The 23,844-nt window shown below is 39.3% G+C and carries 24 protein-coding genes; 9 read left to right on the top strand and 15 right to left on the bottom strand.

Features of this window, described 5'->3' with window-relative positions:
• Positions 1-27 precede the first annotated feature (27 nt).
• Positions 28-882, top strand: a complete 855-nt coding sequence (locus tag K2F45_RS06010) for a DUF2071 domain-containing protein (RefSeq protein WP_075991366.1) — start codon at positions 28-30, stop codon at positions 880-882.
• The gene (locus K2F45_RS06005) at positions 879-1,160 is read left to right on the top strand and encodes a hypothetical protein (protein WP_075991365.1); all 282 of its coding nucleotides are present in this window, start codon (positions 879-881) and stop codon (positions 1,158-1,160) included. The genes K2F45_RS06010 and K2F45_RS06005 overlap by 4 nt, the downstream gene beginning before the upstream one ends.
• Before the next feature lie 60 nt (positions 1,161-1,220).
• Here the strand turns inward: K2F45_RS06005 and K2F45_RS06000 are convergent, their stop codons facing one another.
• Entirely contained in the window at positions 1,221-2,378 is a 1,158-nt protein-coding gene (locus K2F45_RS06000) for an FAD-dependent oxidoreductase (protein ID WP_075994662.1), read from the bottom strand.
• A gap of 265 nt (positions 2,379-2,643) precedes the next feature.
• Here K2F45_RS06000 and K2F45_RS05995 point away from each other — a divergent pair, with 265 nt between their 5' ends.
• From K2F45_RS05995 to nudK, 4 genes are all read left to right on the top strand, one after another.
• A complete protein-coding gene (locus tag K2F45_RS05995; protein ID WP_248933132.1) occupies positions 2,644-3,186 on the top strand; it encodes a hypothetical protein in 543 nt (180 codons plus the stop codon).
• A gap of 112 nt (positions 3,187-3,298) precedes the next feature.
• The gene (locus tag K2F45_RS05990; protein ID WP_083663504.1) at positions 3,299-4,138 is read left to right on the top strand and encodes a helix-turn-helix domain-containing protein; all 840 of its coding nucleotides are present in this window, start codon (positions 3,299-3,301) and stop codon (positions 4,136-4,138) included.
• Positions 4,139-4,256: 118 nt separating this feature from the next.
• The gene (locus K2F45_RS05985) at positions 4,257-4,595 is read left to right on the top strand and encodes a hypothetical protein (RefSeq protein ID WP_075991363.1); all 339 of its coding nucleotides are present in this window, start codon (positions 4,257-4,259) and stop codon (positions 4,593-4,595) included.
• A gap of 16 nt (positions 4,596-4,611) precedes the next feature.
• Complete coding sequence (nudK, locus tag K2F45_RS05980) at positions 4,612-5,193, top strand: GDP-mannose pyrophosphatase NudK (protein ID WP_088160490.1); 582 nt, start codon at positions 4,612-4,614, stop codon at positions 5,191-5,193.
• Between the two features lie 23 nt (positions 5,194-5,216).
• On the opposite strand, the gene K2F45_RS05975 is transcribed toward nudK, so the two are convergent.
• The 7 genes from K2F45_RS05975 to K2F45_RS05945 all read right to left on the bottom strand — a co-directional run bounded on the left by K2F45_RS05975 (position 5,217) and on the right by K2F45_RS05945 (position 8,860).
• On the bottom strand, positions 5,217-5,645 hold the full coding sequence (locus tag K2F45_RS05975; protein WP_075991361.1) for a hypothetical protein: 429 nt from the start codon (positions 5,643-5,645) through the stop codon (positions 5,217-5,219).
• 136 nt (positions 5,646-5,781) lie between these two features.
• A complete protein-coding gene (locus K2F45_RS05970) occupies positions 5,782-6,042 on the bottom strand; it encodes an Ada metal-binding domain-containing protein (protein ID WP_248933131.1) in 261 nt (86 codons plus the stop codon).
• A gap of 10 nt (positions 6,043-6,052) precedes the next feature.
• Positions 6,053-6,766, bottom strand: coding sequence for a 2OG-Fe(II) oxygenase (locus K2F45_RS05965; protein ID WP_075994661.1), 714 nt, complete (start codon positions 6,764-6,766; stop codon positions 6,053-6,055).
• 170 nt (positions 6,767-6,936) lie between these two features.
• Positions 6,937-7,368 (bottom strand): MarR family winged helix-turn-helix transcriptional regulator, encoded by a 432-nt coding sequence (locus K2F45_RS05960; protein ID WP_075991359.1) that lies wholly within the window; start codon positions 7,366-7,368, stop codon positions 6,937-6,939.
• 46 nt (positions 7,369-7,414) lie between these two features.
• Positions 7,415-8,050, bottom strand: coding sequence for a nitroreductase family protein (locus K2F45_RS05955; RefSeq protein ID WP_075991358.1), 636 nt, complete (start codon positions 8,048-8,050; stop codon positions 7,415-7,417).
• Positions 8,051-8,062: 12 nt separating this feature from the next.
• Positions 8,063-8,431: a DUF1304 domain-containing protein gene (locus K2F45_RS05950; RefSeq protein WP_075991357.1), complete on the bottom strand. Its 369-nt coding sequence runs from the start codon at positions 8,429-8,431 to the stop codon at positions 8,063-8,065.
• A 3-nt stretch (positions 8,432-8,434) separates the two neighbouring features.
• On the bottom strand, positions 8,435-8,860 hold the full coding sequence (locus K2F45_RS05945; protein ID WP_075991356.1) for an organic hydroperoxide resistance protein: 426 nt from the start codon (positions 8,858-8,860) through the stop codon (positions 8,435-8,437).
• A 167-nt stretch (positions 8,861-9,027) separates the two neighbouring features.
• Between K2F45_RS05945 and K2F45_RS05940 the strand changes: the two genes are divergently transcribed.
• The 3 genes from K2F45_RS05940 (at position 9,028) to K2F45_RS05930 (ending at position 11,727) form a co-directional block, all read left to right on the top strand.
• On the top strand, positions 9,028-9,942 hold the full coding sequence (locus tag K2F45_RS05940) for a helix-turn-helix domain-containing protein (protein ID WP_248933130.1): 915 nt from the start codon (positions 9,028-9,030) through the stop codon (positions 9,940-9,942).
• Between the two features lie 93 nt (positions 9,943-10,035).
• Complete coding sequence (locus K2F45_RS05935) at positions 10,036-10,797, top strand: SDR family NAD(P)-dependent oxidoreductase (RefSeq protein WP_248933129.1); 762 nt, start codon at positions 10,036-10,038, stop codon at positions 10,795-10,797.
• 192 nt (positions 10,798-10,989) lie between these two features.
• A complete protein-coding gene (locus K2F45_RS05930) occupies positions 10,990-11,727 on the top strand; it encodes a metallophosphoesterase family protein (RefSeq protein ID WP_075991353.1) in 738 nt (245 codons plus the stop codon).
• Between the two features lie 140 nt (positions 11,728-11,867).
• Here K2F45_RS05930 and K2F45_RS05925 read toward each other — a convergent pair whose 3' ends face one another.
• The 7 genes from K2F45_RS05925 to K2F45_RS05895 all read right to left on the bottom strand — a co-directional run bounded on the left by K2F45_RS05925 (position 11,868) and on the right by K2F45_RS05895 (position 23,844).
• Positions 11,868-14,024, bottom strand: a complete 2,157-nt coding sequence (locus tag K2F45_RS05925) for an IPT/TIG domain-containing protein (RefSeq protein ID WP_248933127.1) — start codon at positions 14,022-14,024, stop codon at positions 11,868-11,870.
• 61 nt (positions 14,025-14,085) lie between these two features.
• A complete protein-coding gene (locus tag K2F45_RS05920) occupies positions 14,086-17,337 on the bottom strand; it encodes a TonB-dependent receptor (RefSeq protein WP_248933126.1) in 3,252 nt (1,083 codons plus the stop codon).
• Positions 17,338-17,437: 100 nt separating this feature from the next.
• On the bottom strand, positions 17,438-18,436 hold the full coding sequence (locus K2F45_RS05915) for a fasciclin domain-containing protein (protein ID WP_248933124.1): 999 nt from the start codon (positions 18,434-18,436) through the stop codon (positions 17,438-17,440).
• A gap of 3 nt (positions 18,437-18,439) precedes the next feature.
• Positions 18,440-19,783 carry a fasciclin domain-containing protein gene (locus K2F45_RS05910; protein WP_248933122.1) on the bottom strand — a complete coding sequence of 448 codons (1,344 nt, stop codon included), beginning with the start codon at positions 19,781-19,783 and terminating at the stop codon, positions 18,440-18,442.
• A complete protein-coding gene (locus tag K2F45_RS05905) occupies positions 19,773-20,894 on the bottom strand; it encodes a fasciclin domain-containing protein (RefSeq protein WP_075991348.1) in 1,122 nt (373 codons plus the stop codon). Before K2F45_RS05905 ends, K2F45_RS05910 begins: the two co-directional genes overlap by 11 nt.
• A gap of 11 nt (positions 20,895-20,905) precedes the next feature.
• Positions 20,906-22,111, bottom strand: coding sequence for a hypothetical protein (locus K2F45_RS05900; RefSeq protein WP_075991347.1), 1,206 nt, complete (start codon positions 22,109-22,111; stop codon positions 20,906-20,908).
• Positions 22,111-23,844: a DUF4397 domain-containing protein gene (locus K2F45_RS05895; protein WP_248933121.1), complete on the bottom strand. Its 1,734-nt coding sequence runs from the start codon at positions 23,842-23,844 to the stop codon at positions 22,111-22,113. Before K2F45_RS05895 ends, K2F45_RS05900 begins: the two co-directional genes overlap by 1 nt.

Below are 23,844 nucleotides of genomic sequence, written 5' to 3'. Positions count from 1 at the left end.
CAATTCATAGATTTTCAGCTTGTTATCATGTCATTAATAGAAAAAGAATTTCGCGCTGCCAAACTAAACAAATTTACATTAAGCATTGAAAATTTTCTGAATAGTCTATTCTTAAGGAAAACAAAGTTTATACTTACCAAACCCTTTTCAGCAATAAAATTGAAAAGTGAAATTAGCCATGTAGTTTATTTAAACTGGATGGTGCCTCTCGCCAGAATTCAACAATTCGTCCCCCCAGGAATTACCCTCGATCCTGTCGGTAACCATGTTTTATTTTCAGTGCTAACTTACCGCCATGGCCATTTCGGCCCTGCAAAACTATATCATTTACAATCCTTATATGGGTCACCTCTACAGAGTAATTGGAGACTTTACATCAGTCAAACCCAAGAGCAATTTAAAGTGCCTACAGTCCTATTTCTCGCAAATGTAATGAGTAGCCAGATCTATTGCATCGGTAGTCGTTTATTCAGTAGCATGATGTATACACATCAACCTTTGGCTTTCCAACATAACCATATCGGCGTTCAAACTCACACCAAAATAATCCCTGGAAGAAGCAATGCACCAGACTTGGAGGTTGTTTGCCAACCCTGTGATCACTGGAATATTCCAAGTCAATTTCTCCAGCTGTCGAAAGATATCAATCAACTCCTGAATAAAATAATTATTCAGGACCAAGCCTTAACTCCACTGGACAATGGCCTATTCCGACAGGCGAATATTGCGTTAAAGTTCGATCCAAAAGACATAAGACCTTTAAAAATTGATTTCTTTAGAAGCGAAACATTAGCTGATATTGTTCAGCATGAAAAGTGTTTTGCTTTTGAAATACCGGCGGTCTCATTTTTTATGAATCACGAAAAAACAATAAAATTATGAACTTTATCGATTTTAGTATAGCTGTATTGCTCGCAAACGCGATGCCCCATTTTATTTTTGGAATAACAAAAGTTCGCTTCTTAGGGCTTTTTGGTTATACGGCAACAGCAAATATTTGTTATGCACTATGCCAATGTATAGTCGGAATCGGTCTGTTTCATCACAAATACGGGTTAGATAAACTTTTTAGCAATGGTTTTGCACTTGGCAGCACATTAGTTCTGATACTTTATTTTATTTTCGGTAGCTTACTGCTTGTGAAGTTCCAGAAAAAATAAATATTCTTTTTCTGGAAACTCCCTTTGTTACTCTATACTACTTAAGGTGATTTAAGGTTGTTAATCCGCCGATGGATGGCTAAAAAATTCCAACATAGCAGATAAAGCAGTAGCCGAATGCATGCGATCACTATTTTCCAATGTATCCTGCGTTGCTTCTGCCCCCCTTCTTATCATGTCTTTTTCAAAATAAGATAATGCTTCCAGCAAAGATTCATGTTTCCCATTTGTCAGGCATTCAGCCAACTCGAAGGCATCCTGCATTGCTACATTCGCCCCCTCCCCAGCAAATGGTGGCATACGATGAGCTGCATCTCCGATCATTGTAAGGTTAGTCTGTGTTTCCCAGTGTTGATCAAGAGCAAAATAATATTGGGGACGGGGTATAAACTGTACATTGTCATTCACAAAAAACTCATCCCAAACCGTGGTCCATCCAGGGAAATGATCTTTAAGCCATTGCGATACTTGCTTATTGTCCTTAAAATCAATTCTAGCCTTATTATAATCTTCTTCTAGAATCTTTGTACTTGCAACAAACATCATTGAACCGTCACCTTTTGTACCATATCCAATAAATTGTTCCGATCCAAAAGCCATCACTTTACCACCGTTCGCCAATTTAAAGAGATGAGGAGCATTCTTTTCAGCATCATAGATATTTCCCTCAACCAATGTAATTCCCGAATATATAGGCGTTAGATTACTTAAGTAAGGACGTACTCTTGAATTTGCTCCATCTGCTGCGATCACCAGATCGGCATATGCATCCACTGCATATTTAAAATGCAACAACCAACCTTCACCATATCTTTCCATTGCAACAAATTGACTATCCCAAACAACGGTATGCGGTTCCAAGGCATTCAATAAGATATCTCGCAAAGGGGCTCGGTCTATTTCCGGTCGATTTTCGGCGACTGACTGCTCTTCATCATGGTCATCAAATTTTACGATGAGATCCTGATCAACGATACGCAGCTTACTCGCAGTCGGTCGATGATATTTATAGAACTCTTCCATTAATCCTGCGCGTTTCATCGCTTCAAGTCCCGTCCCTTCATGAAGATCCAAAGTAGAGCCCTGTACACGAACTTCAGGATTTAAATCCCGCTCATAAACGGATACATCAGCCCCCTTTAACTGTAATAATCGAGCTAACGTAAGGCCGCCAATTCCACCGCCAATTATGGCTATTTTTTTATTTTGTATTAACATCTTATTTGTTTTAAAATTCATAAAACAAAACTATTGAGATGTAAGCGATGATAATAGTATAAATCGGTCGTTTTTATTTTTTAACAGCTCTTTGGGAACTACTCCCGAAAATTTCTTAATCTCTTTAATAAAATGGGTCTGATCGAAAAAATGTTCCTCTGGAAAAAGTTTCCCTTTTGCAATGTGATCCAATGAGGACCTAAAACGTAAAATATTACAGTACGACTTTAAAGAAAGTCCAAATTGCTGATTAAAATAACGATTCATGTTTTTTCCAAAAACTTTTTTGCAAATTCGGCAACAGGTAACCTCCCCCTTTTCCGAAAAAATCTTTCTAAAAACTCCCACCTTTCCCTCCAACAAAAAAGAAGAAAAAGAATATTTAAAATTTGTAAAAAAAAAAAAAAAAAAAAAAAAAAAAAAAAAAAAAAAAAAAAAAAAAAAAAAAAAAAAAAAAAAAAAAAACCAAAAATCAGTCACAAGAAACTTACCCGTATTGATGATGCCGGCAATACTTTCTTTTAAAATATACTCCGCCCCAAGCAATTTAAAGCTGATACAAAATAGTTGTCCGTCAATAGGAATAGTCGCTTCTTCATGGGGCATTGTTCCTAGACCAAGTAAAGCGATCCTAAAGTTATCTACAGAAGATTTGAAAAGAAACAAATCAACACGTCCATCTGGCAAACCGATGGTTTCCTTTATAACGCCAGATTCATTACGCAAACACCAGCTGCGGCCAATGTATACCGCTCTTCTGTATTCCCAAAGACCTCTTACTCAAAAAGCATTGAACTTGGTGCTGTAATTGGTTATAAGTCTGGATGGAACCTTTGGCTATCGTGAATTCACCACCAACAAACAGGTACTGGAAGATGGTTTAAAATAAAACACCTATATTTAGGTTCAAAATCATTTCGATGGAGTTATTTCCGACAATAGATATTCAAGAATTTAGAAAAGACCAGCTTGCAGGTAATCAAGGATATTTATACTCGGAATTGCGTGGTGAACATCATATAGCGCGTCCACATCAACATCACTTTTTTTTATTGGTACTTTTTGACCAAGCAGAAGGTGTCCATACGATTGATTTTAAAGATTATCACATTGATCGTCATCAAATCCATATCCTGTTTCCGAAGCAAGTTCATAGCTGGAAATTAGGAGCCAATACAACTGGTTTCCAATTGATGGTCGATAGAGAATACTTCGAGAAATTTTCACCCAATTTCCGTTTTTCATTCGCTTACTATCAACGTAATCCTGTTATCTCACTCTCCAACGAAACATTTGCTCTACTTTATTATGAATTTAATGCGATAAGAAAAGAACTTGAGGACCACAATTGTGTTCCTGCTATTATCTATTCTCGCACAGCTGTGATCGCATCGATACTAAGCAAAGAGGTACAAAAGGTAGTCCAAAATGAACAAAATAATGAATCCAATCCTCGTCTCTTAAAGTTACAGGAGTTAATTGATATCCATTTTCGGCATGAGAAGTCGGTATCTTTTTATGCGAAAGAACTTAATATATCCACCCCGCACCTTACTAAAATCTGTCGTCAAAAGCTCGAAGTATCTCCAAGCCAGCTCATTCAGCAGCGAACTATCTTGGAAGCAAAACGATTGTTAAAAGCAACCGGTCTATCTATCAAAGAAATTTCGTTCAAACTTGGTTTCGTCGACTCTCCTTACTTCTCCAATTTTTTCAAACAACATACAGGTCTGAATCCAAAGCAATTTAGAACGGACTGAGGTTCGCCAATACCTAGCATAAACTAAATTTTGCTCCAATACTTCTTCGTTAAAAATAAACAGTAAGTCCATTTGCGAAACAAAAACTTGTTATTTTTACATAAAAACACCATTATCAATGATTTCTGAGCTTATTAACCTTGTAATGGACACAACTCTTTTCATCTTTGGCCAAGGTTCCAGTAACGACCGTCCTGAGAAAGAAAAAATAATTTCAAATTTGGGCCTGTCTTTGACGCTAGTTGCTGCTTTGGTTGTTACGCTACTTCCCCACAGTCGGATTGCACCAATTGATTTCTTTTGGATTATACCTGTTAGTTTATCAATGGGTTTTATCCTACTTTTTATCCCGCTTCGACTACGCTGGGTAGCACCATGGAGAATCGCGACATACATCAAAGCTTCTCTTAGTTTTTCCTGCTTAGTTTGGATTGCAATTCTTATTTTTATCTTTTGACTTTAACGCGCTAAAAATGGCAATAAAAGATATTAAAATTGTAAAAACTGAAATTCTATCAGACAACTGGTACACTTTAAAAAAAGTGACTTATCAATACAGCAAACCCGATGGTACGGTACAGCAACAAAGCCGAGAAGCTTATGATCGTGGCAATGGAGCTGTCATTTTACTCTATAATACCAGTACTCAAACAGTCATATTAACAAGACAATTTCGAATACCCACCTACATCAACGGAAATGAATCAGGCATGCTTATCGAAGCTTGTGCAGGTCTACTTGATCAAGATTCTCCACACGACTGTATACGAAGGGAAACAGAAGAAGAAACAGGCTATCAGATCAAGGAGGCAAAAAAGATCTTTGAAGCTTATATGTCTCCAGGTTCTGTAACTGAAATTCTACATTTTTTTATAGCAGAATACACCAATAACATGAAAGTTGGCGATGGCGGTGGTTTAGAAGAAGAGGAAGAGCATATTGAGATTCTAGAAATCAATATCGAAGAAGCACTACATATGATTGATACAGGTGAAATCAAAGATGGTAAAACCATTATGCTACTACAATATATTCGATTAAAAGATATACTGTAGACGCCCAATTTATATGATTAGGGCTAGTGATTAACTTTCTCAAAGATAAACTTCGGGTCTTGGAAATTGATGGTTGAAGGTATATAATGTGGAATTCCCATATACACTTGCTCCGTTCCTGTACCTAAAATATACAGAGACCCTTTTTTTAATAAAACAAAGGGTCTTCTTTTTTTCTGTCCCCAGCCAAATGGTGTATAATAATAGTCCCCAAGCAATGTGTCTTTTTGGATATTGCCGCGAATATCTCCCGAATCAACCTCACCTCCAGGTCTATAAAAGAACAATTGACCATGAAAACGGCTCTCAAAAAGATTAAGATCCAAACGGGCACTATCACGTTCACTATGCGCTATATAACTCAATACTTTAGTATCTTGTCTCCGCTCTTCACAGCTTATTAACAGCAGAGCCGAAAAAATAAAATAAACAGCAATCGAAAATAAACGCATTTTTCTTTTGATCTACGATAATTAACCCTGCCTCAAGATAAACACAAAATTCAACAATACACAAGGAAATTGACATAAGATGCTTTTTCCAAACTCGATTTACTTAGATGCTCTATATAAGAGAACTTAATGCGACCTACACTTCACCAAATCTCCTATTTTTTTCCTTCCATTCAACATAGTTCGCTTTTAAGCAGTGCCCACAAGGACGATATTGATGCTGTAGCGCTTCTTGCTCAGTGGCAAAAAAGACCCTGTTCTCCCGCTTCATCCTTTTTCCGGAAATACAACAAAGCAATCCATAAATTTTTAGTTTTTCATTGCCTCCTAAGCGAATTTCTCCCGTTCGAATCTTGGCGTGCAATGAAGCATCTGATATATTATTATGCCATTCCATTGTGCGGGTTTTATCTCTCGGCGTCGTGAAAAATAATACCCAACGCATGGCGTTCACCTGCCGTAACTTCACTCACCCCGTGTTTCATATTAACCCTAAAATATCCGATTCGTCCTTTCTCAGGCCTAAAATTTGTTGCAAATAGGACGAGATCTCCCTTTTGGGGTTTCAAAACAATAGCCTTTGACTGCGCTCGAGGTATTTGTTGCGTTAGGACAAATTCCCCCCCTGTAAAATCTATTTGTGGCTCGTTCAACATAAACACCGCTTGCATCGGAAAATAGACTTCTCCATATAAGTCCTGATGTAGGGTATTGAAACCTCCTTGACTATATTTCAAAATCAATACTGTTGCCTGTTCTTGTCCTTTCAAGCGGCAATCCGTCAAAAGGTCTTCATGTTTCATCGAAAACGACTTATCGACTTTCAGCGCGCGAAACCAAGCATTAGCAATGACGGCCAGATGGGGATAAAGTTGAGATCGAATCGTTTGAATCAACTCAGGTAGTGGGTAGTCAAAATATTTGTACTCTCCTATTCCGAATCGATATCTCTCCATAACGACAGTTTTGCGGAAGAGCCTCGAATCGTAATACCCGTCTTTTAATAGATCGCATTGTAAATCTGTTAATAGATTTGGAATGACCACATAACCATGTTTATGCATTTCCTCTGTAATCGCAGACCAATTTAGATTTTCTATGTTTTGAATGACATTTTCCATAGCACGAATCTCCATATTATAGTCCTGCCAAAAAATCCGAAATATGCTAATATGATGTATAATAAAAGGAACGCGAACATTTATCGCTCAAGACAATCCATATCACAAAAAAAAGGACTAAATACAGGCTGGTGTATTTAATCCTTTTTTGATTTCATATCGTATAAAAACTAGCTATTTCCAACATTATTTACGATTTTTTCTGCCAAAGCTTTAAGCTGAAGCATATCAGCATAGTCGAGCTTGAGGGCTTCAAAAATCTGCATGGGAACACAGCTCGCCTTTTCCTTTAATTGCAATCCTTGTGCTGTAAGCTGTATTTTAACCACACGTTCATCTTCTTTGCTTCGTGTTCGTGTAAGCAACGATTTACTCTCCAAACGCTTTAGCAATGGGGTGAGTGTCCCATTGTCGAGGTATAGTTTTCCACCAAGCTGATTTACGGTTTGTCCGTCGTTTTCCCATAGTGCCATCATCGTGATATACTGCGGATAAGTCAAATCAATCTCTTCGAGAATCGCGCGATAGCGCTGCATAATTTCCCTATGCAGTACGTATACGGAAAAGCAGAGTTGTTTGTCTAATTTTAATAAATCATCCATCTTACAAAGATATTGAGTTTTTAAGGGATTGAAAAACAGTAATCAACTATTTGTACTCAACAACAAAATCTTCCTTGGGTATTCGAACTTTCTTCATTGTTGAGATCCAATCCCGGGAACTGTCTGCGACACCAACATACATTAACGAGACACTTTTTAATCCATGTTTCTCCAATTGCAATACCGTATCCACCACATGGTTATCGAAGCCTTCTGCAGGGGTAGAATCGACACGAAGTTCAGCTGCCTGAGCCAAAGCCAAACCTAAGGCTATATAAGTCTGTCTTGCCGTGTGCGCAAAATTTCTTTCCGCAGCTTCATTCAGATAAATTGACTTTAACTTCTCGGTATAGGAACCAAAACGTCCACGAGGTAGTTCTCGTTCATCCGTTGTAAAATCATAAACTTTATCAATACGTTCTTCCGTATAACGATCCCATGCAGCGAAAACAAGCACATGTGAACATTCACGCATACAGTCTGGATTTAGTGCTCCCTTTGCCAATTCTTCTTTCAATGCCTGATTTTCAACAATCAATATCTTAAATGGCTGTAAGCCCGAAGAAGTAGGTGCAAAGCGTGCAGCCTCAACGATTTTATCTACATTTTCCTGACTAACTTTTTTTGTAGGATCGTATGCTTTCACAGCATGACGCCATTTTAAATCTTCTAGTAGTGACATATAATTATTTAATTATTTTAAGAAAATCATGGATAATATTGCTAACAATGCAGGAACTCCTTGTACAAAAAATATCTTTTTGCTCGCTGTGATTCCACCAAAAACCCCAGCCACGAGGACACAGCCTAGAAAAAACAGGCGTACATTTCCACTCCAGACCGGATCATTGATAAAAAAGGACCAAGCTAAACCCGCAACTAAAAAACCATTGTATAAGCCTTGATTTGCGGCAAGCCCTTTAGTGGGTTTGAAAAGATCAGCAGGAAGAGCCCTGCCAAAACTACGTTTTCCTGCAGTTTCCCAGGCAAACATTTCCATCCATACAATGTATACATGTTCTAAAAGTACGAGCGCTGTCAGCACATTAGCCAAGTTATTCATCTATTATTCGTTAGTTGATACCGTCAATTTAACATCTATATTACCCCTTGTTGCATTTGAGTAGGGACAAACTTGATGTGCTTTTTCAATCAATTGCTGGGCGACTTCCAAACTCACTCCCGGAATATTTGCATGTAATTCTGCAGCCAACCCAAAACCGCCATTATCCAATTGTCCAATACTCACATGTGCAGTTACCGAAGTCTCTCCAGTTTTTACTTTTTCTGACCTAATAACCAAATTCAAGGCACTATCAAAACACGCAGCATAGCCTGCCGCAAAAAGCATCTCTGGATTAGCATAATCGTCATTTGCTCCACCAAGACCTTTAGGCATGCGAACAGCTAAATCCAGTACACCATTTTCACTTTTTACTTGACCGTTTCGTCCTCCTTTGGCTGTCGCGCCGATGTTATATAACGTTTTCATATTTCAATTTGTTTTGTTTGCACAAATGTAGGACAAGAAATTATATTGTGCAAAATATAATATTGCAATTTACATTTAAATGAGAATAGCAAAATATCAAAAACATGACTGCGTGTATCGAATGTAATCTAAAACCAGTACATTTGATTATTGCAAATCGGGTTTAAATGAAAACAACTTCCATTGAACAGTTTTATCAGGAGATCAATGCGAGCATCCCAAAGGAGATCGCAAGAGAGATTGGTCATTTTAATGTATTCAGCTTTGAGGAACTTGCAGCTAAATTAAAAGATAAACCGATCATGCCCTACAATAAGCGTACCTACTATAAAATAAGCTTAATCACAGGGAAAAACATAGCCGAATATGCCGACAAAGTAATCGAAATTGATGAATCCGCGCTTGTATTTGCAACACCAAAAGTTCCTTACCATTGGATACCAAAAGACGAAAATCAAAAAGGTTATTTTTGTGTTTTCACCGATGAATTTCTGGCAAGGAATAAAAGTGGTGTGATCATAGATGATCTGCCGATCTTTCAACCCGGAGGACTTCCTATTTTTCAAATATCACCTGAGCAACGAATTGAAGTAGAGGAAATTTTTCTAAAAATGAATAAAGAGCTATCTTCAGATTACGTCTTTAAATATGATCTAATGCGAAATTATGTACTGGAAATTATCCACTATGGGCAAAAACTCCAGCCAAAGAGTATAACGAATCCAACATCTAATGCCTCAAATAGAATCACATCTCTATTTATAGAATTGCTAGAAAGACAATTTCCCATTGAATCTCCAATGCAACGTCTACAACTACGGACAGCTAATGATTTTGCGGAACGACTTGCCATACATGTCAACCACCTGAATAAAACCCTAAAAGAAAATACAGGTAAAACAACAAGCCATGTCATTGCCGCAAGGATCGTACAGGAAGCTAAAATATTGCTACGACAAACCGATTGGAACATTTCTGAAATCGCATTTTCACTTGGCTTTGAAGAGATAGCCCACTTTTCAAATTTTTTCAAAAAACAGACAGGTTTGGCACCAAACAATTTCCGATCTCAAACGTTATAATTTGAATTTTACAAATATCCATTTGCTTATTGCAAAGGAGAATCCGCCTTTTTAAAGGACCTTTGTGTTGTTGAATCTTAAAACAAATCAAAAATGGCTACAAATAAAATAGCATTGGTAACAGGCGGAAGCCGTGGTTTAGGTAGAAACATGGCTGTTAGCCTCGCGAAAAAAGGAATCGATGTCATCTTAACCTATAACAGTAATCGAGAAGAAGCAGATCATGTGGTTTCACATATACAGTCTTTGGGACAAAAGGCTACCGCATTCCAATTAGACGCAGGTAATGTGCAGTCTTTTGATCTCTTCATCGAACGAGTTACACAGCATATAAAACAAGAAACAGGACAACCAAACTTCGATTTCCTAATCAATAATGCTGGAACAGCATTATACGCCCCTTTCATGGAAACTACGGAAGAGCAATTCGATACAGCTTATAATATCCATTATAAAGGGGTATTTTTTCTCACGCAGAAAGTTCTTCCCTATTTGAACGATGATGGACGTATTATCAATATTTCTTCTGGTCTTGCGCGTTTTGCATTTCCGGGATCATCTGCCTATGGCTCGATGAAAGGAGCAATCGAGGTATTGACGAGGTATCTTGCCAAAGAACTTGGTCCCCGTGGTATTGCAGCAAACGTTGTCGCTCCCGGTGCAATCGAGACAGACTTTGGCGGCGGGCATGTGCGGGATAACAAAGAAACAAATGCGCATATTGCAGCTGTTACAGCTTTAGGACGTGCTGGTGTACCTGACGATATCGGCGGTGTCGTTGCCTTCCTTTGTACCGAAGACGCAAGATGGATCAACGGACAACGTATTGAGGTATCCGGCGGGATGAATCTTTAGTAACCTACCACCTAAATAAGCACATAGCTGAGGCTATTAGCTATGTGCTTATTTTAAAGTATTTCTTCACCAATTTCAACCAATTTCTCCCCTTTTAGCCTAAAAATTATAATGCTATTATCATTTTCTTCCTTACCTCATAAATTGTACGTTGACTGATTACCCGAATGATTATGTTTGTAGCATAAGAATATGATACAACTTGCTATAATAAGTGATATTCATGCCAATGAAATTGCATTGGATGCGGTATTAACGGATATCAAAAACAGAGGATTAACACAAATCTACTGCTTAGGTGATCTTGTTGATTTCGCTCCCTGGGGGAATGAAGTCATTGACAGAATACAAGAAAAAAACATTCCATGTCTACTAGGAAACCATGACCAGAGAATTGCTTTTGACGAAGCCATTATCCCTTTACCACACCATGATGTAATAGAGACTTCAAATCGAGAAATCGCCATCAACCTAAGTAAAAAAGAGATATCGGTCCCTCATAAAAAGTGGTTAGCAACATTACCCTACAACATTGAACTAACCTTCAAGCTTGGAACGAGTCTCAGGAAAATACTTCTTGTCCATGCCAGTCTCCAAAGCAATGACGAATACATCCATGAATCAACTCCCAAGCATGCTCTATCGACCCAATTAAAGCAAAGATCAATCGATATTCTGGTGATGGGACATACACACCATTCTTATATTCAACAGGATGGAGACGTCTTGTTTATCAATAGTGGTTCAGTCGGGCGTAGTAAAGAAAAAGACAGAAAAGCGACCTACGCAATAATAACCTTATCTGATAAAGAAATTAATGCCGAGATCGTTAAAGTAGATTACCCAATAATAGCTGTCGCAAATGCAATTTACGAGAGTAAAATCCCCAATTTCTACGGAGACTTCTTACTTGCGAATAATACACTTTAATCATTGTCTATTTGCCTCAATAGTTAAAGGTGTCCTTTCAATTTTAACATAAAAATCCCCGACACATGCTCCGCATTATTTTCAAAGAGAGGATCTCCTAAAAAAACAATACGATTGCATCGGGGATTTATGTACAATTGTTATTTCAGAAACAGTTTCCGAATAGCTTTATTACCAACATCCAGAAGATAGATATTACCATCTTTATCTACTACCACATCTTTTATCAGACCAAACCGTGCTGTCGATAAAGTCCCATCCACATATCCATTCGTTCCCTTTATCAAAGTAGTCACTTCTCGTGTCGACATATTGACCTCCCGAATAGCATAATTGTAGTTATCGGCAACAATCAATCTGTTATTTAATCCTGCTGTTATACCGCCTATTCCGTTGAAATATGTGTTCGTTCCAATCCCATCTTGATAGCCCGCATCCGAACCTCCAACCCAACGTTCCCCACGTGTATCACCCGGTCTTACAATCTCGATCCCGTTATTGCTGCTTGTATTCTGATCCGAATAATACAAAACTCCTTGACTATCCACAAAGGGCTTAGCCATTACCCAACTAGGTCCGGGTACCTTAGTATAATTTCCAGCCACGTTGACTTTGTTTATACCCTGCGCAAAACCAGCTACTGCGACATATAAATTCCCTGACAGATCTAAACACATTGAACCCGGAGAAAATCCTTTTGCATGTATAGTGCGTTTGCCCGCAGCTGTAATTTTAAAGATCTGATTTGTTCGCTGATCGCTGACATAAATATTGTTTTGTGGGTCAACAACTATTCCTGTAGGATAGTCGAATACAGCATTGGCACCATCTACCTGCAAAATAGATACACTTCCAGTCGGGGACACCTTTTTAACTTGTTTATTCTCTGGATCTGCGACATATAAATTTCCCTGCGCATCTATCGCCATTCCAGCTAGGTTGTTGCCGAATACCGTACTTCCTGGCCCCCCTACGAATGTCATTACACCTGCGCGACGGAACGGTTGCGGTGCTAAAGCATCCTGACCGCCAACGATTACCTTTACCTCGCCTGTTGCAACGCCCTGTGGTGCCTCCATAACCAACTTATTCTCACTAGCACTTGTCACAGGGGTCAAAACACCATTAAAATAAACCCTATTTTCGGCAGCATTTGTACTAAATCCAGTTCCCAATAAGGTTACACTAGTTCCCGCCAAACCATTGTCTGGACTTATAGAACGAATACCAAGCGTCTGATCCTTAAACTGTGGTCCTTCCACAGATTGATCGTTGACTACAACCCTTACCTTTCCGGATCCAGTTCCGCCAGGGATGATCAACTTAAGCTGATTTTCACTACTTGAAGAAACAGCAACTTGCTTTCCATTTATAAAAACCTGATTTTCGTCAAGTTCTTTACTAAACAATAGCCCACTTATTGTCATTTCAGCCCCTTTTGGGCCACTCAAAGGAGAAACTGCGCCGATTTCAGGCTTGCCTACAACCGTAAATTTCGGACCTGAAATTTTCTGTTCATTGATATTCACGGATAGAAGTCCTGTACTGACGCCAGCTGGAGCCACTACGACAATTTTTTCAGGACTAGACTCCAATACGACCGCAATCTTTCCATTGAAATCAACGATATTCCCCGAACTGACTTTTTCGAAGCCTTCACCCGTTAGAGTAACTTTGGTTCCCGCCCCACCCGTTAATGGTTTAATACTGCGGACGACCTGATAAGTAAAATTCTGTCCTTGAGACTTTTTACCATCCACACGAACTTCTACAGCACCATACCCAGCATCTTCGGGAATTTCTGCAACGATTACTTTATCTGTAACACTCACAACCAAAGCTTTTTTGCCATTAACATAGACTTCTGCAGGTTTATCTGTACTACCAAACCCCTCCCCGTCAATCCGTAGCTGGGTGCCGCCTGTACCATTTGTCGGAAAAATTTTTGAGACTGAAAGATCTTGATAGGTATAAGTACCAACATCAAAACTATTACTTCCATACTTCAAGACAATTCCTCCACTTTTGTCACCTTTTGGCACACGTAAAACAACCGATGTTGGAGTAGCGCTAATCACCTCTGCCGAACTCCCTGCAACTGTTGCAGAAAATTCTGTAATTGCCCCGCTGAAGCCCTGTCCTTCAATCGTAACTAGTGTGCCAGCTTTACCAGAATTAGGGTAATAACTATCCACTTTAGCCGGAATTTTATCGACCAATTCTTCCTTTTTACTGCAACTGATCGTCGCAATAGCCATCCATATAGATATGATGACTAGATTAATTGTATTTTTCATTGGAATAAATTCTTGTAACTATATATCCGCTATCCTTTTAGGTTTTTCCCAAATGGCCAAACTAGAATGTATATCGCACCCCACATTGTATTTGTGCTCTTGAGTTAAAATAATCGATGCTATAAGGTTGCCCAGGATCACTAAAGGTAAATACGGGCCAGCTATCAGCATTTTGCCTCGGCGGAAATAATGATGGGGTAAGGCCCACACTACTCGTCGAATTAAATGTATTGGGTGAAAAATACTGAATACCCCATTTCTTGGAGATTAGATTAGTCAAGTTCATAACATCCACCGAAAATGTTATAAATTGTTTCTTTGACTTCTGAAGAAAGAGATCATGTGCAATTCGAAGATCTGCCTGTACATTCCATGGTGTTCGCCCCATATTACGCGCTGTAAAATCACCCCTACGGGAGCTTAGATAATCATCACCATCGATGAACCGATTAAAAGCATCTGCTTGCTGCTGAGCAGAAAAACCATTTGCAAGATCTTTAAAGTAATGAATTGCTTCCGTCGGTCTTGGAATATAGACCAAACTTACTTGCTGTGGCAAGCCTTGTATGCTGTTATTGACGATACCATAGGTAAATGGACTTCCAGATTGCGCACTGACATACAAGGTAAAATTCGTACGTCCTGCATTACGCCAAGTTTGTTCGTAATTTATACTCGAAACGATACGGTGACGGATATCGAAATTGCTGTAAGCTAACTTTGGATTATTAGGGACAAGTGACTGATTCAGTTGCCAGTTACTTTCCATAGAATTACGTACGCCATTACTTAAATCCTTTGATTCTCCATAGGTGTAGCTCAGTGTAGCATTCAATTTTTCTTTGATCGTTTTTCCAATGGTCCCTGTTATACTGTAGCGGTAACCTTGATTGGTATTACTCAGAAGATATACATTCGAGAAACGATTATCCACAGTACCGCTATAAACAGGTTGTTGTTTATTGACGTCATACCCATACCATAATGGGTTATCCTTGTTGTTCAGCTGCTGAAATAGAACATCTTTAATATTCTTTGTATAAATACCTTCAACCGTAAATTTCCAGCTTTCAACCTTGTAATCTATGCCCAAGCTGGACCGCAACACCTGTGGCAGCACAAAATTGTTATCGACCAGATCAACCTGCGTTTTTCCGGTACTTGGATCATTTATGATAGCGCCATTCTGCGCTATAAACTCACCTATTCCATTCGGACTTGGCTTTATAGGGTCAGACCCAGGTGCAAATGGTTTCTGATCTGCTTTTTGATCGAAAGCACCGTAACTGTTACCCGTATTATAGTATGCATAAGCCAACCAAGCAAACGGTATACGCCCTGTAAACAAACCGGCGCCCCCCCGGACAGTCAGTTGTTTATTGTCCATGGCCTCCCATCGAAAGCCAATTCTCGGAGACAACTGTATCCTATTTAGAAACTCATTTCTTAACCGATTCGGTGGCGTATAGGTGTAGGTTGTGCCAAAAGTGGGGTCAGACCACATGTCATTGACTTTATCACTCCGTGTCGGCATTGTTGGCAATGCTGCCAAATCCGCACGGAGTCCAGGTGTGATTTGGAAACGATCATTTATACGGATTTCATCCTGAATGTAGAGACTATACATATCAACAGAGAAGTTTGCTGCGGGATGATCCAAAATGTAAGAACGTGAATTATCCTTATAGTTGTAACTTCCTCTTACACGATACGGAACGTTCGCGACGAAATCTGCAATACTATTGTAATCAACCCGACCATTCCAACTATTAACAAACCCATACCGAATGCGATAAAGCTCATTATGTGTTCCAAATAACAATTTATGCCTACCTTTTGTCCAATTTAGATTGGCCGTAATCTCCCAGGTACCTTGTCGCATGTTAAATATACTAGCTTCACGATCAGTTCCAAGATAAATTGTTGTGCCCGGTGTACGTCCTTGTATCTGTACCTGAGGTAAGGAAGGATCACTTAAGGGGTCACGTCGATCATTTACCTGTGTATATCCCAACACAATATTGGAAGAAAGATTATTACTAAATCTACTTTTCAATTCCGCAACGGTACTTGTTTGGTTGTTCTCTTGTTCAAAGGCCATACTACTGAACCGAAAATCCTGTTGATCCCGATCCATATGAGTTGCCTTACTAAAGATTGTATTGTTACGGATTGCCAACTGATGTTTGGCATTTATATTCCAGTCTAAACGATTGAAAAACTTGGTTGACCGGGACCAATTTGTATAATTACCTGCGGTTCCAATATTAAAAATATCACCATAGCGAGAACGAGCGGCTTCGGCTATTGCGTCTACATCATACTGTTCTAGGATATGAGCTGTTTCGATAGTTCCAACACGCAACTGCGTAGGATCTTGACGCCTGGTAAACTCTTCATTACTGAAAAAGAATAATTTATCTTTTATTAAAGGAAACCCTATTCGGAAACCTGTTTGATAATCGTAAAAATCTTTATTCATTTTCCCCAAAGTTCCCACACGGTCCTTACCCGTTAACGCGGCATTCCGTCCATAGGCGTAGACCGAACCTTCAACTTGGTTTGTACCACTTCGAGTGACAGCATTGACCGAGCCGCCTGTAAAATTTCCGATCTTGACATCGTAGGGAGCCAAATATACTTGCATATCCTGAATGGCATCTATTGATATGGGGTTTGTTCTTGTACTGCTCCCCGCCATTCCTGAGGTCCCCGTTTGTCCGCCAAGAGAGGGGCTAAAACCTATTGCATCATTATTGATGGCACCGTCAATCGTGACATTATTATACCTAAAGTTTGTACCACCGAAACTATTATCGCGACTTCCTTGAGGTGTAAGCCGAGTTACATCGGTAATCGAACGGTTGACTGTAGGCATATTCCTGACTTGCTCGCCACTGAAATGATTTCCGGTTCCTACTGTCCCTGCCCTTGTATCAGCTTTCCGGCCAGTCACAACGACCTCACTAAGTGTTTCATTACGCTGTTGCATAATAAAATCTACCTGCAAGGTTTCTCCCAAACGCACAAATATATTTTCTTTACGTTCTGTTTGTAATCCAATGCTACTTAAATCAACTGTATATGGACCTCCAATACGAATATTATTTAAAGTAAAACGTCCATCTTTATCGGTCGATTGCACATAACGGGTCCCCGTTGGTGTGTGTATCACAGTAACGGTCGCCTTCTCCACAAGAGTTCCACTGCTACTTTGCACCTTTCCGTTAATTGTACCCGAAGTTTCCTGCGCAAAAGAATTGAGCGCTGGCAAAAGAAACAAAAAGAGTAAAATTAGCTTTAGTATTGACATTATAGGATAGAAAGTCATGGTTGATCTTCCTATGCATATACCGTCATATTGATATCTATTCATTGCTATGTTTCATTAATTCGTTAGATAAATCTTCTCATTACTGTGTTAGCCGGAGCCCCTGATCAACAATATGTAGTACCCCATCTCCGGTAAGGATATCCTGTTTCTGTAATAAGACATCATTTGTATTTCCCAAACCCCGAAGTGTGATACCACTAAAAGAGCCCGGAGAGCTGGTATTTGGAACCAACTTAATGTCTACACTGTTACCATCTAGCATGGTTTGCTTAGACATATTTGTATTACCCGTACTCAAGATATAGTCGTACACAAAACGACGGTCATGGAGAATATGATAGCGGACTAATTTTTTCAGATCGTCTAAATTGGCCAGCTCCACATCCTGCACGGATTGAAATCCCAGCAGAGTCATTGCAGCATTATTTGGTGCAAAAACTGTATAGGCTCCCTGATTTGTTTTTTCGGATAAAATGCCGGTCCTTTTTATCGCACGAGCAAATATGCTGATACTCGCATCTGCGTTGATAGCATCCACAATCTTGTCATGTACATACGGAGTCATAACGCGGTCGAGCACTTGAATCAGTCCATTAGATGCAGGCAAATTTTGTGTCAATATACGTGCTCCATTCAGTGTCAGTACTGTATCAGTTCCTTTTACCCAATGTGTGGCATAGACCTTACCGCGACGTGTTTTTAATTCTTGATTGAACAGAAAAGGAAGCTTATTGAGCTCATATTTTCCATCCAGTATGTGATAATTAGCGATATTAGAAACTATCGCTGCGCGTTCAGACAACATGCTCACGACAGTTGGATAACCCGCCTTTCCAAAGGCATTGTCGGATGGAGCAAGCAAAGTATAGGGACCTTCGCCCTTTTGCAACTCTTTATCCATATTACTGACGCGCAATGCAGCATTAAATACCGATAAATTAAAATTATCAGCAACCACCAAGTTGACCTTATTATTGTCAAAATTCGTCGTGTTTTCTTCCTTTTTACAAGCAAATAATAGATTGATCGTCAGCAAAAATAGGCTACACTTGCTATAACTAAAATTATGTCGTCTCATCTTTTATTTAAGTTTAAATCCTTTGGGAAGCAATAGGTTATCAACAACGTGGATCGGCCCATTGACCGTATTGATATCTGTCTCAATAATATTGATCGGTGCTTGCTCAGCTTCTTTGATTTTCATTTGGATCTGGTTTCCATTTTTAGAAAAAGCTAACGGCATTTTATAAGCGTATTGAACCTGACTATTCCCCCCTATATTCACATAGTAATCGTTTAACAAGGTAGGATCCAGATCATTACTATAAAAGATAGTATTATTGGACATCGCTATGCCATAAGCAGGATCCTCAGTTGCAAACACTCTGCCCCAATTGCGATGAAAACTGAATAAAGTATCTGTCGGAAATGCTCCACGTGGTTCAAAATACATGTCGTCGTATCTTACATCTCCCCTTTTAGCATTAAAAGCCAAAATATCGGCCACGCTATTGAACCCTGCTTTTCGAAAGGCATCATCTGTTGGTGCAAAGGTGGCTGTCAGGTTAATATTAGGTATCTCATTGTAAAATGGATCCCTATCTATATCCCAGCCTCGTTGATAGGGAACTCTGGCCTCTGGATAATAGCTCAAAAATTCCTCTTTACTCATACGATATCCCCATAGAGGTTCAATATCATCCAACATTTTTTCATAAAACATTTCCTCGGACAAACGTTGGGATTCCACAAAAAAAGTAAACCTTCCGTCGGCTATTAGCGCCTCCAATATGGTCATAGTAGGCTTTTCAATCACTTTTTCCAACATATAGACTCCACCATTTGTCGCGGGCTCATAAGCTAATTTTCCTTTAGACTTACCATTGACTAGCAAATCGCCATCTTTCACAGCGAGATAATGACGATAAGCATAGATATCGTAACGTCTTCCTACAGGCTCGGTATTATCATAAAAAGGTACTCGGTAATTTTGATTTTTTAACATCGAGCGAACCATGAGACTATATTTGCCCAGTTTAATTTGGTTGAGATCTCCTAAAAAACTATAAAATTGAATGAAGTCGGCAACTTCCTCCGTGGTCATTTTTTGAATAGTCTCTAATGTTATTCCTGCTTGCTTCAACGCATTATCGGTTGGGACCAATACGGTCACTTTTGTATTGACTCCAGCAGCCTTTATCAGTGCTACAATGTTACTTTTCTGCCAAGCCGCTAAAAAAACTTTTGCTTCATTATGCTTTGTCAATAGTTGCGTAACATCTTGTGAAGCTTCATTTTTATAAGGGACTTCCTCCCCCACAAGCTCCGGCATGAACTCAGTTTTTTGGCAAGATAGCAGTACAAACACAGCAGTAGTACATAACAACAGTATATGCCAAACGGCATTTATTGATTTATTTTTCATCTTTTCCTTTTTTTATCGCTTGATCTGGGCTTACCAGCCCTTGATCTAAATCATGAACCAAACCATTACTACACAAATAGTCCATTTTAGCGCCGACAGCATACGTTACATCAGCGAGTATAATCGAATAGAAAGTATCATTGTCCCGGAGTCTCATATTATAACTTAGTTTCCAGGTCGGATAGGCTTCATTGGCAAAATATTCCATATAATGTATTTTGTCTTTCAAGTGGTATTTGTAATTACCATTCGAATTAATGACAGTAAAAACTTGCGAATCCGATATAAAAAAATGTTTATCGTACATGATGTAGGCACCAAACAATACCTCAGCGACATAATTCTGTGGAACAGCACTATCCAAAAATTCCATCGTAACCCCTCTCTTTTCTAGTGCCTCATTTGTTGGTGCAAATACCGTAAATGGGCCTTTTTCAGCCAGCTGTTCCCATAGCCCAAATTTCTTCAGTCCAGCCACAAAAACAGTATAGTCTTTCTTGTCACTGAGCCAATCCTGAATATTTTTCTCAAATTGTGGTTTCATTACCTTATCCAGCACATGCAACACCCCGTTGGATAAAACCACATCTTTGCGGACCGCTTTCGCTCCGCTAAAAAACAGCATATTTGTTGGAGTAATAGCCCCGGGTGATATAGAACCGATTGAGGCGTACAATTCGGAACCTTCCAGTGTTGCATACCTAAAATCCACCGAATTGCTCGGAATATCGCTCACATAAAGACGCCTTGGGAGAATATGATAAGAAATCAGTCTCCGCAAGCTATCCTTATTCATTCGATCAAGGTCAGCTGGACGAAACACACCGATCTCATTAAAAGCGAGATCGTTTGGCACAAGAACTGTAAATGGCCCATTACCATTTAGTTCGACATTCAGACCTGTTTTCTCCAGCGCCGCATCAAAGAGGCGCATTTCGTAATTGTTATGAATAAAGTCGGCGGCCGGTCGTATATTTTCATTAGGTTGGGGCACAATGAGATTATCATGTTTGCAGCCTTGTAGCAACAAAATAAATAAGCACGCAGAAAACCAGCCCATAGCATGAAGCGGTGAGACCTTCTGTTCTATTTTGCTATTATATTGAATCATTTCTGCTAATTTTAGTAAATAGGTGGAGCATATTTTCGTTGTATGGTAGTTAGGTAGACGCGACCATTGACAATTTCGATCGTATTGACCGTTGCGAAAGTGCGTGGATTATCCTTTCCCGAATGTACATTGACCAACAAATTTGGAAGCAGTGTTCCGTTTTCATTACTGGTCAATCCTACTTTTCCGTTCAGGAGACAATTAAGTACAGCCCAGTTGCTACCTGTATTTGTATCACTATCATAAAATGGATTCGTGACGGGATCCATTCCAAGTGTAAAAAAGTCAAATCGTTGCCAAATAGCTGTGCGGATACCGTTGGATTTACTACTCGCCCATAACGGAAAACTTGCATATGCATTCACTTCATTTGAACTTGTATTACGTTTAATGGTTGTCAAAAAACGCCCTTGGTAACCATTTACTTTCGCAGCATAATGGCTAAGCTCTTCCTGACTTTCATAAAGTGACAAAAACACATTCATTTCATCTTTGACGCCATTTTTGAAGCTTTTCAACCGATAATCATCATCTTTTAAGCTTGCATCAGCTTCCCAGAACCCTTTTGCACTCATATTGTAAAAGTTTACGTACACCAATGAATCTGATAATGGAAGCTTATAGAAATTTTCATGTCTCAATAAGATTCCATGATCCTTCTTTATAAAATCCCTTTGCAAAAGATGGAGTGTATAAACTTCTTTGCTTTGAAGATTGATCACCGTATCGATCAGAATGTCATTTTTCAAACGATCTTCCAATTCAAAGAAGGGTACCGTATTTTTTGGACGATACGCAAATACGACCCTTATCTCGCCTGAGGGTACCTGAGCCCAGCTACTTAAGTCAAATCCGTTTAAAATAGGACCGACTAGAACATTTTCCTTTCCTGGATATTCGGGATTGCTTGGGTCTGTACTGTTCCCGATGTGCGAAGGATATGGGGGAGCATAAGGATCTCTTTTATCCAAGAAATCACCTATAATTTCAGCTCCTGTAAATTTTCCATCAGATCCTATTTTCGGATTGATAAGCATGCAGAAATAGGGTACTTTATCATCCTTGCTACCCATAGTCTGTACGTAATTGACATTATTAAAAACACGTAGATAAGCCGGCTCGGCAATCTGTGTATATTCAATTTTCGTACAGGAAGCAAGCGATAGTATGAAAATGGCCACTAGCCAAATACGATTTGATATATTTTGCTTTTTCATTATTTATTATGTTTGATAATGATCATTCGCGCTTTTTCTTTATCGGACGATCCCGAACCACTTTTTCCAATCAACGCTACAGTATAAATTCCTGGCTCAAATGCTGGTAGAGGCCTTCCAATGATTGTATACAGCGATTTATTTGCTATAAACTCCGTCGATTGCAATACGTCAATATCGTCGGCCCAGACACCCGGTATTACATCTGGTTTAGAACGATACGCCATTATTGCATAGGGATTCGTCATCATATTTACATTGGTATAAGGCATATTAATCGAAGGGATCCCAGGTTGCAGATTTACATTGCCGCTGTTCCCGAAAGGCTGTCCGTTAGGCAGTGTAAAGGTGATATAAGGATTGCTTGTCGATAGATTTAAAAAGCGATTAAAGAAGAAGAATTTAAAAGCTAGCCGACTGTATGTCCCATCGTCTTCAGCCGGTAAAGGGAGTGTACCACTCAGATCATTGGAAATGAGAAGCAACTGAGCCTTTCCATTTAGGTCAGGATAGAGCCATAACGTATAATTTTGATTGCTCCGCAATTCCTGTTTTATTGTCGCCAGTACGTTTCCAGTTGCATCTATAGCCTCTATATCATATTGCTTCTGGGTAAACACACTATAATTGCTTCCTTTTCCAAATCCGATACCGCTGGCAATAACCTTTCCATCGACCCTAAACCCTATCGATTGATCCTTATATGCATTTACACCTTGTATCCTCAAGTAACTTTGATTAACCTGCGCTGCAATGTCTGTGATAATCTGAAACGAATTTTGATAGGCCTCAGCTGTTTCGTTCATTTCATTTGAGAAATAACTAAATCGCTGCGGGGTGACTACGATCGTATAAACACCACCAGGTTGGAAATCCTGAATCGGAGCATAAGCAAAATTAGTAGACTTTGCATAATCTTTTGGAATGGTGGAAGTCGGTAAATCAATGAGCCCATACTCAAACCGCCCTGAGCCCAAAGAAGGAAGGGGTCTACCATCTGCTAGCAATATTTTAAACTGATAGGTCCCATAGGGCAGTTCAATATAGTCTGAATTGCGACGTGCGACAGAAATATCATTCGTTTTTTGATCAACCAAAGTACCATCAGCATAAGCTAACGATATTGCACCAACGAGATTCTCCTGTGCACCGCCCATGCCATTGGAAGGGTTTTTGATCGCTCCAGCTAGGTTAACAATCCGAATCTTAAAATGGTCCGGCTTACTGGGACTAGTCATAGCCCGCGTTAATGCAACAACTTCAGGTTGACCATTCATGATTAAGGAAGGAAGCAAAAAATAATCCTTAGGTTGCTCATAACTATTGTCAACCTTGACTTTAAAATCATGGTTCAAACCAAAACCCTGATAAAAGCGAGCTGCAAACGTAAGGTCTGCCTCTTCTTTCTGATCAAAAAGATCTTGTGGAACTGTCCATGTCTTTGTCAAACGTCCGTCTGTTGGGAAATATGACGTTCCAGGATATTTATGATTCTCCGGATTTAACGGATGCAACACAACAAAACTTGTCAAGCTGTCGCCATTAGCAATAACCTGATTGAAGTCAGATAGATTAACAATTCTAGTATTTGAATTAGGCCGGTTTTCAGTTACAGGACGATTGTCATTAATCACATCCAGTTTTTCCTTTTTACAAGAAACAAAGGATAAAAAACATAACGCTGTAACACCAAAAAACCGACACCCCACACGTTTAAACATACTGATTTTCAT

Origin of the sequence: Sphingobacterium siyangense, from assembly GCF_023277505.1 — a bacterium.
In the GTDB taxonomy this organism is placed as follows: domain Bacteria; phylum Bacteroidota; class Bacteroidia; order Sphingobacteriales; family Sphingobacteriaceae; genus Sphingobacterium; species Sphingobacterium siyangense.
This window is presented reverse-complemented; position numbering and strand designations above follow the sequence as displayed.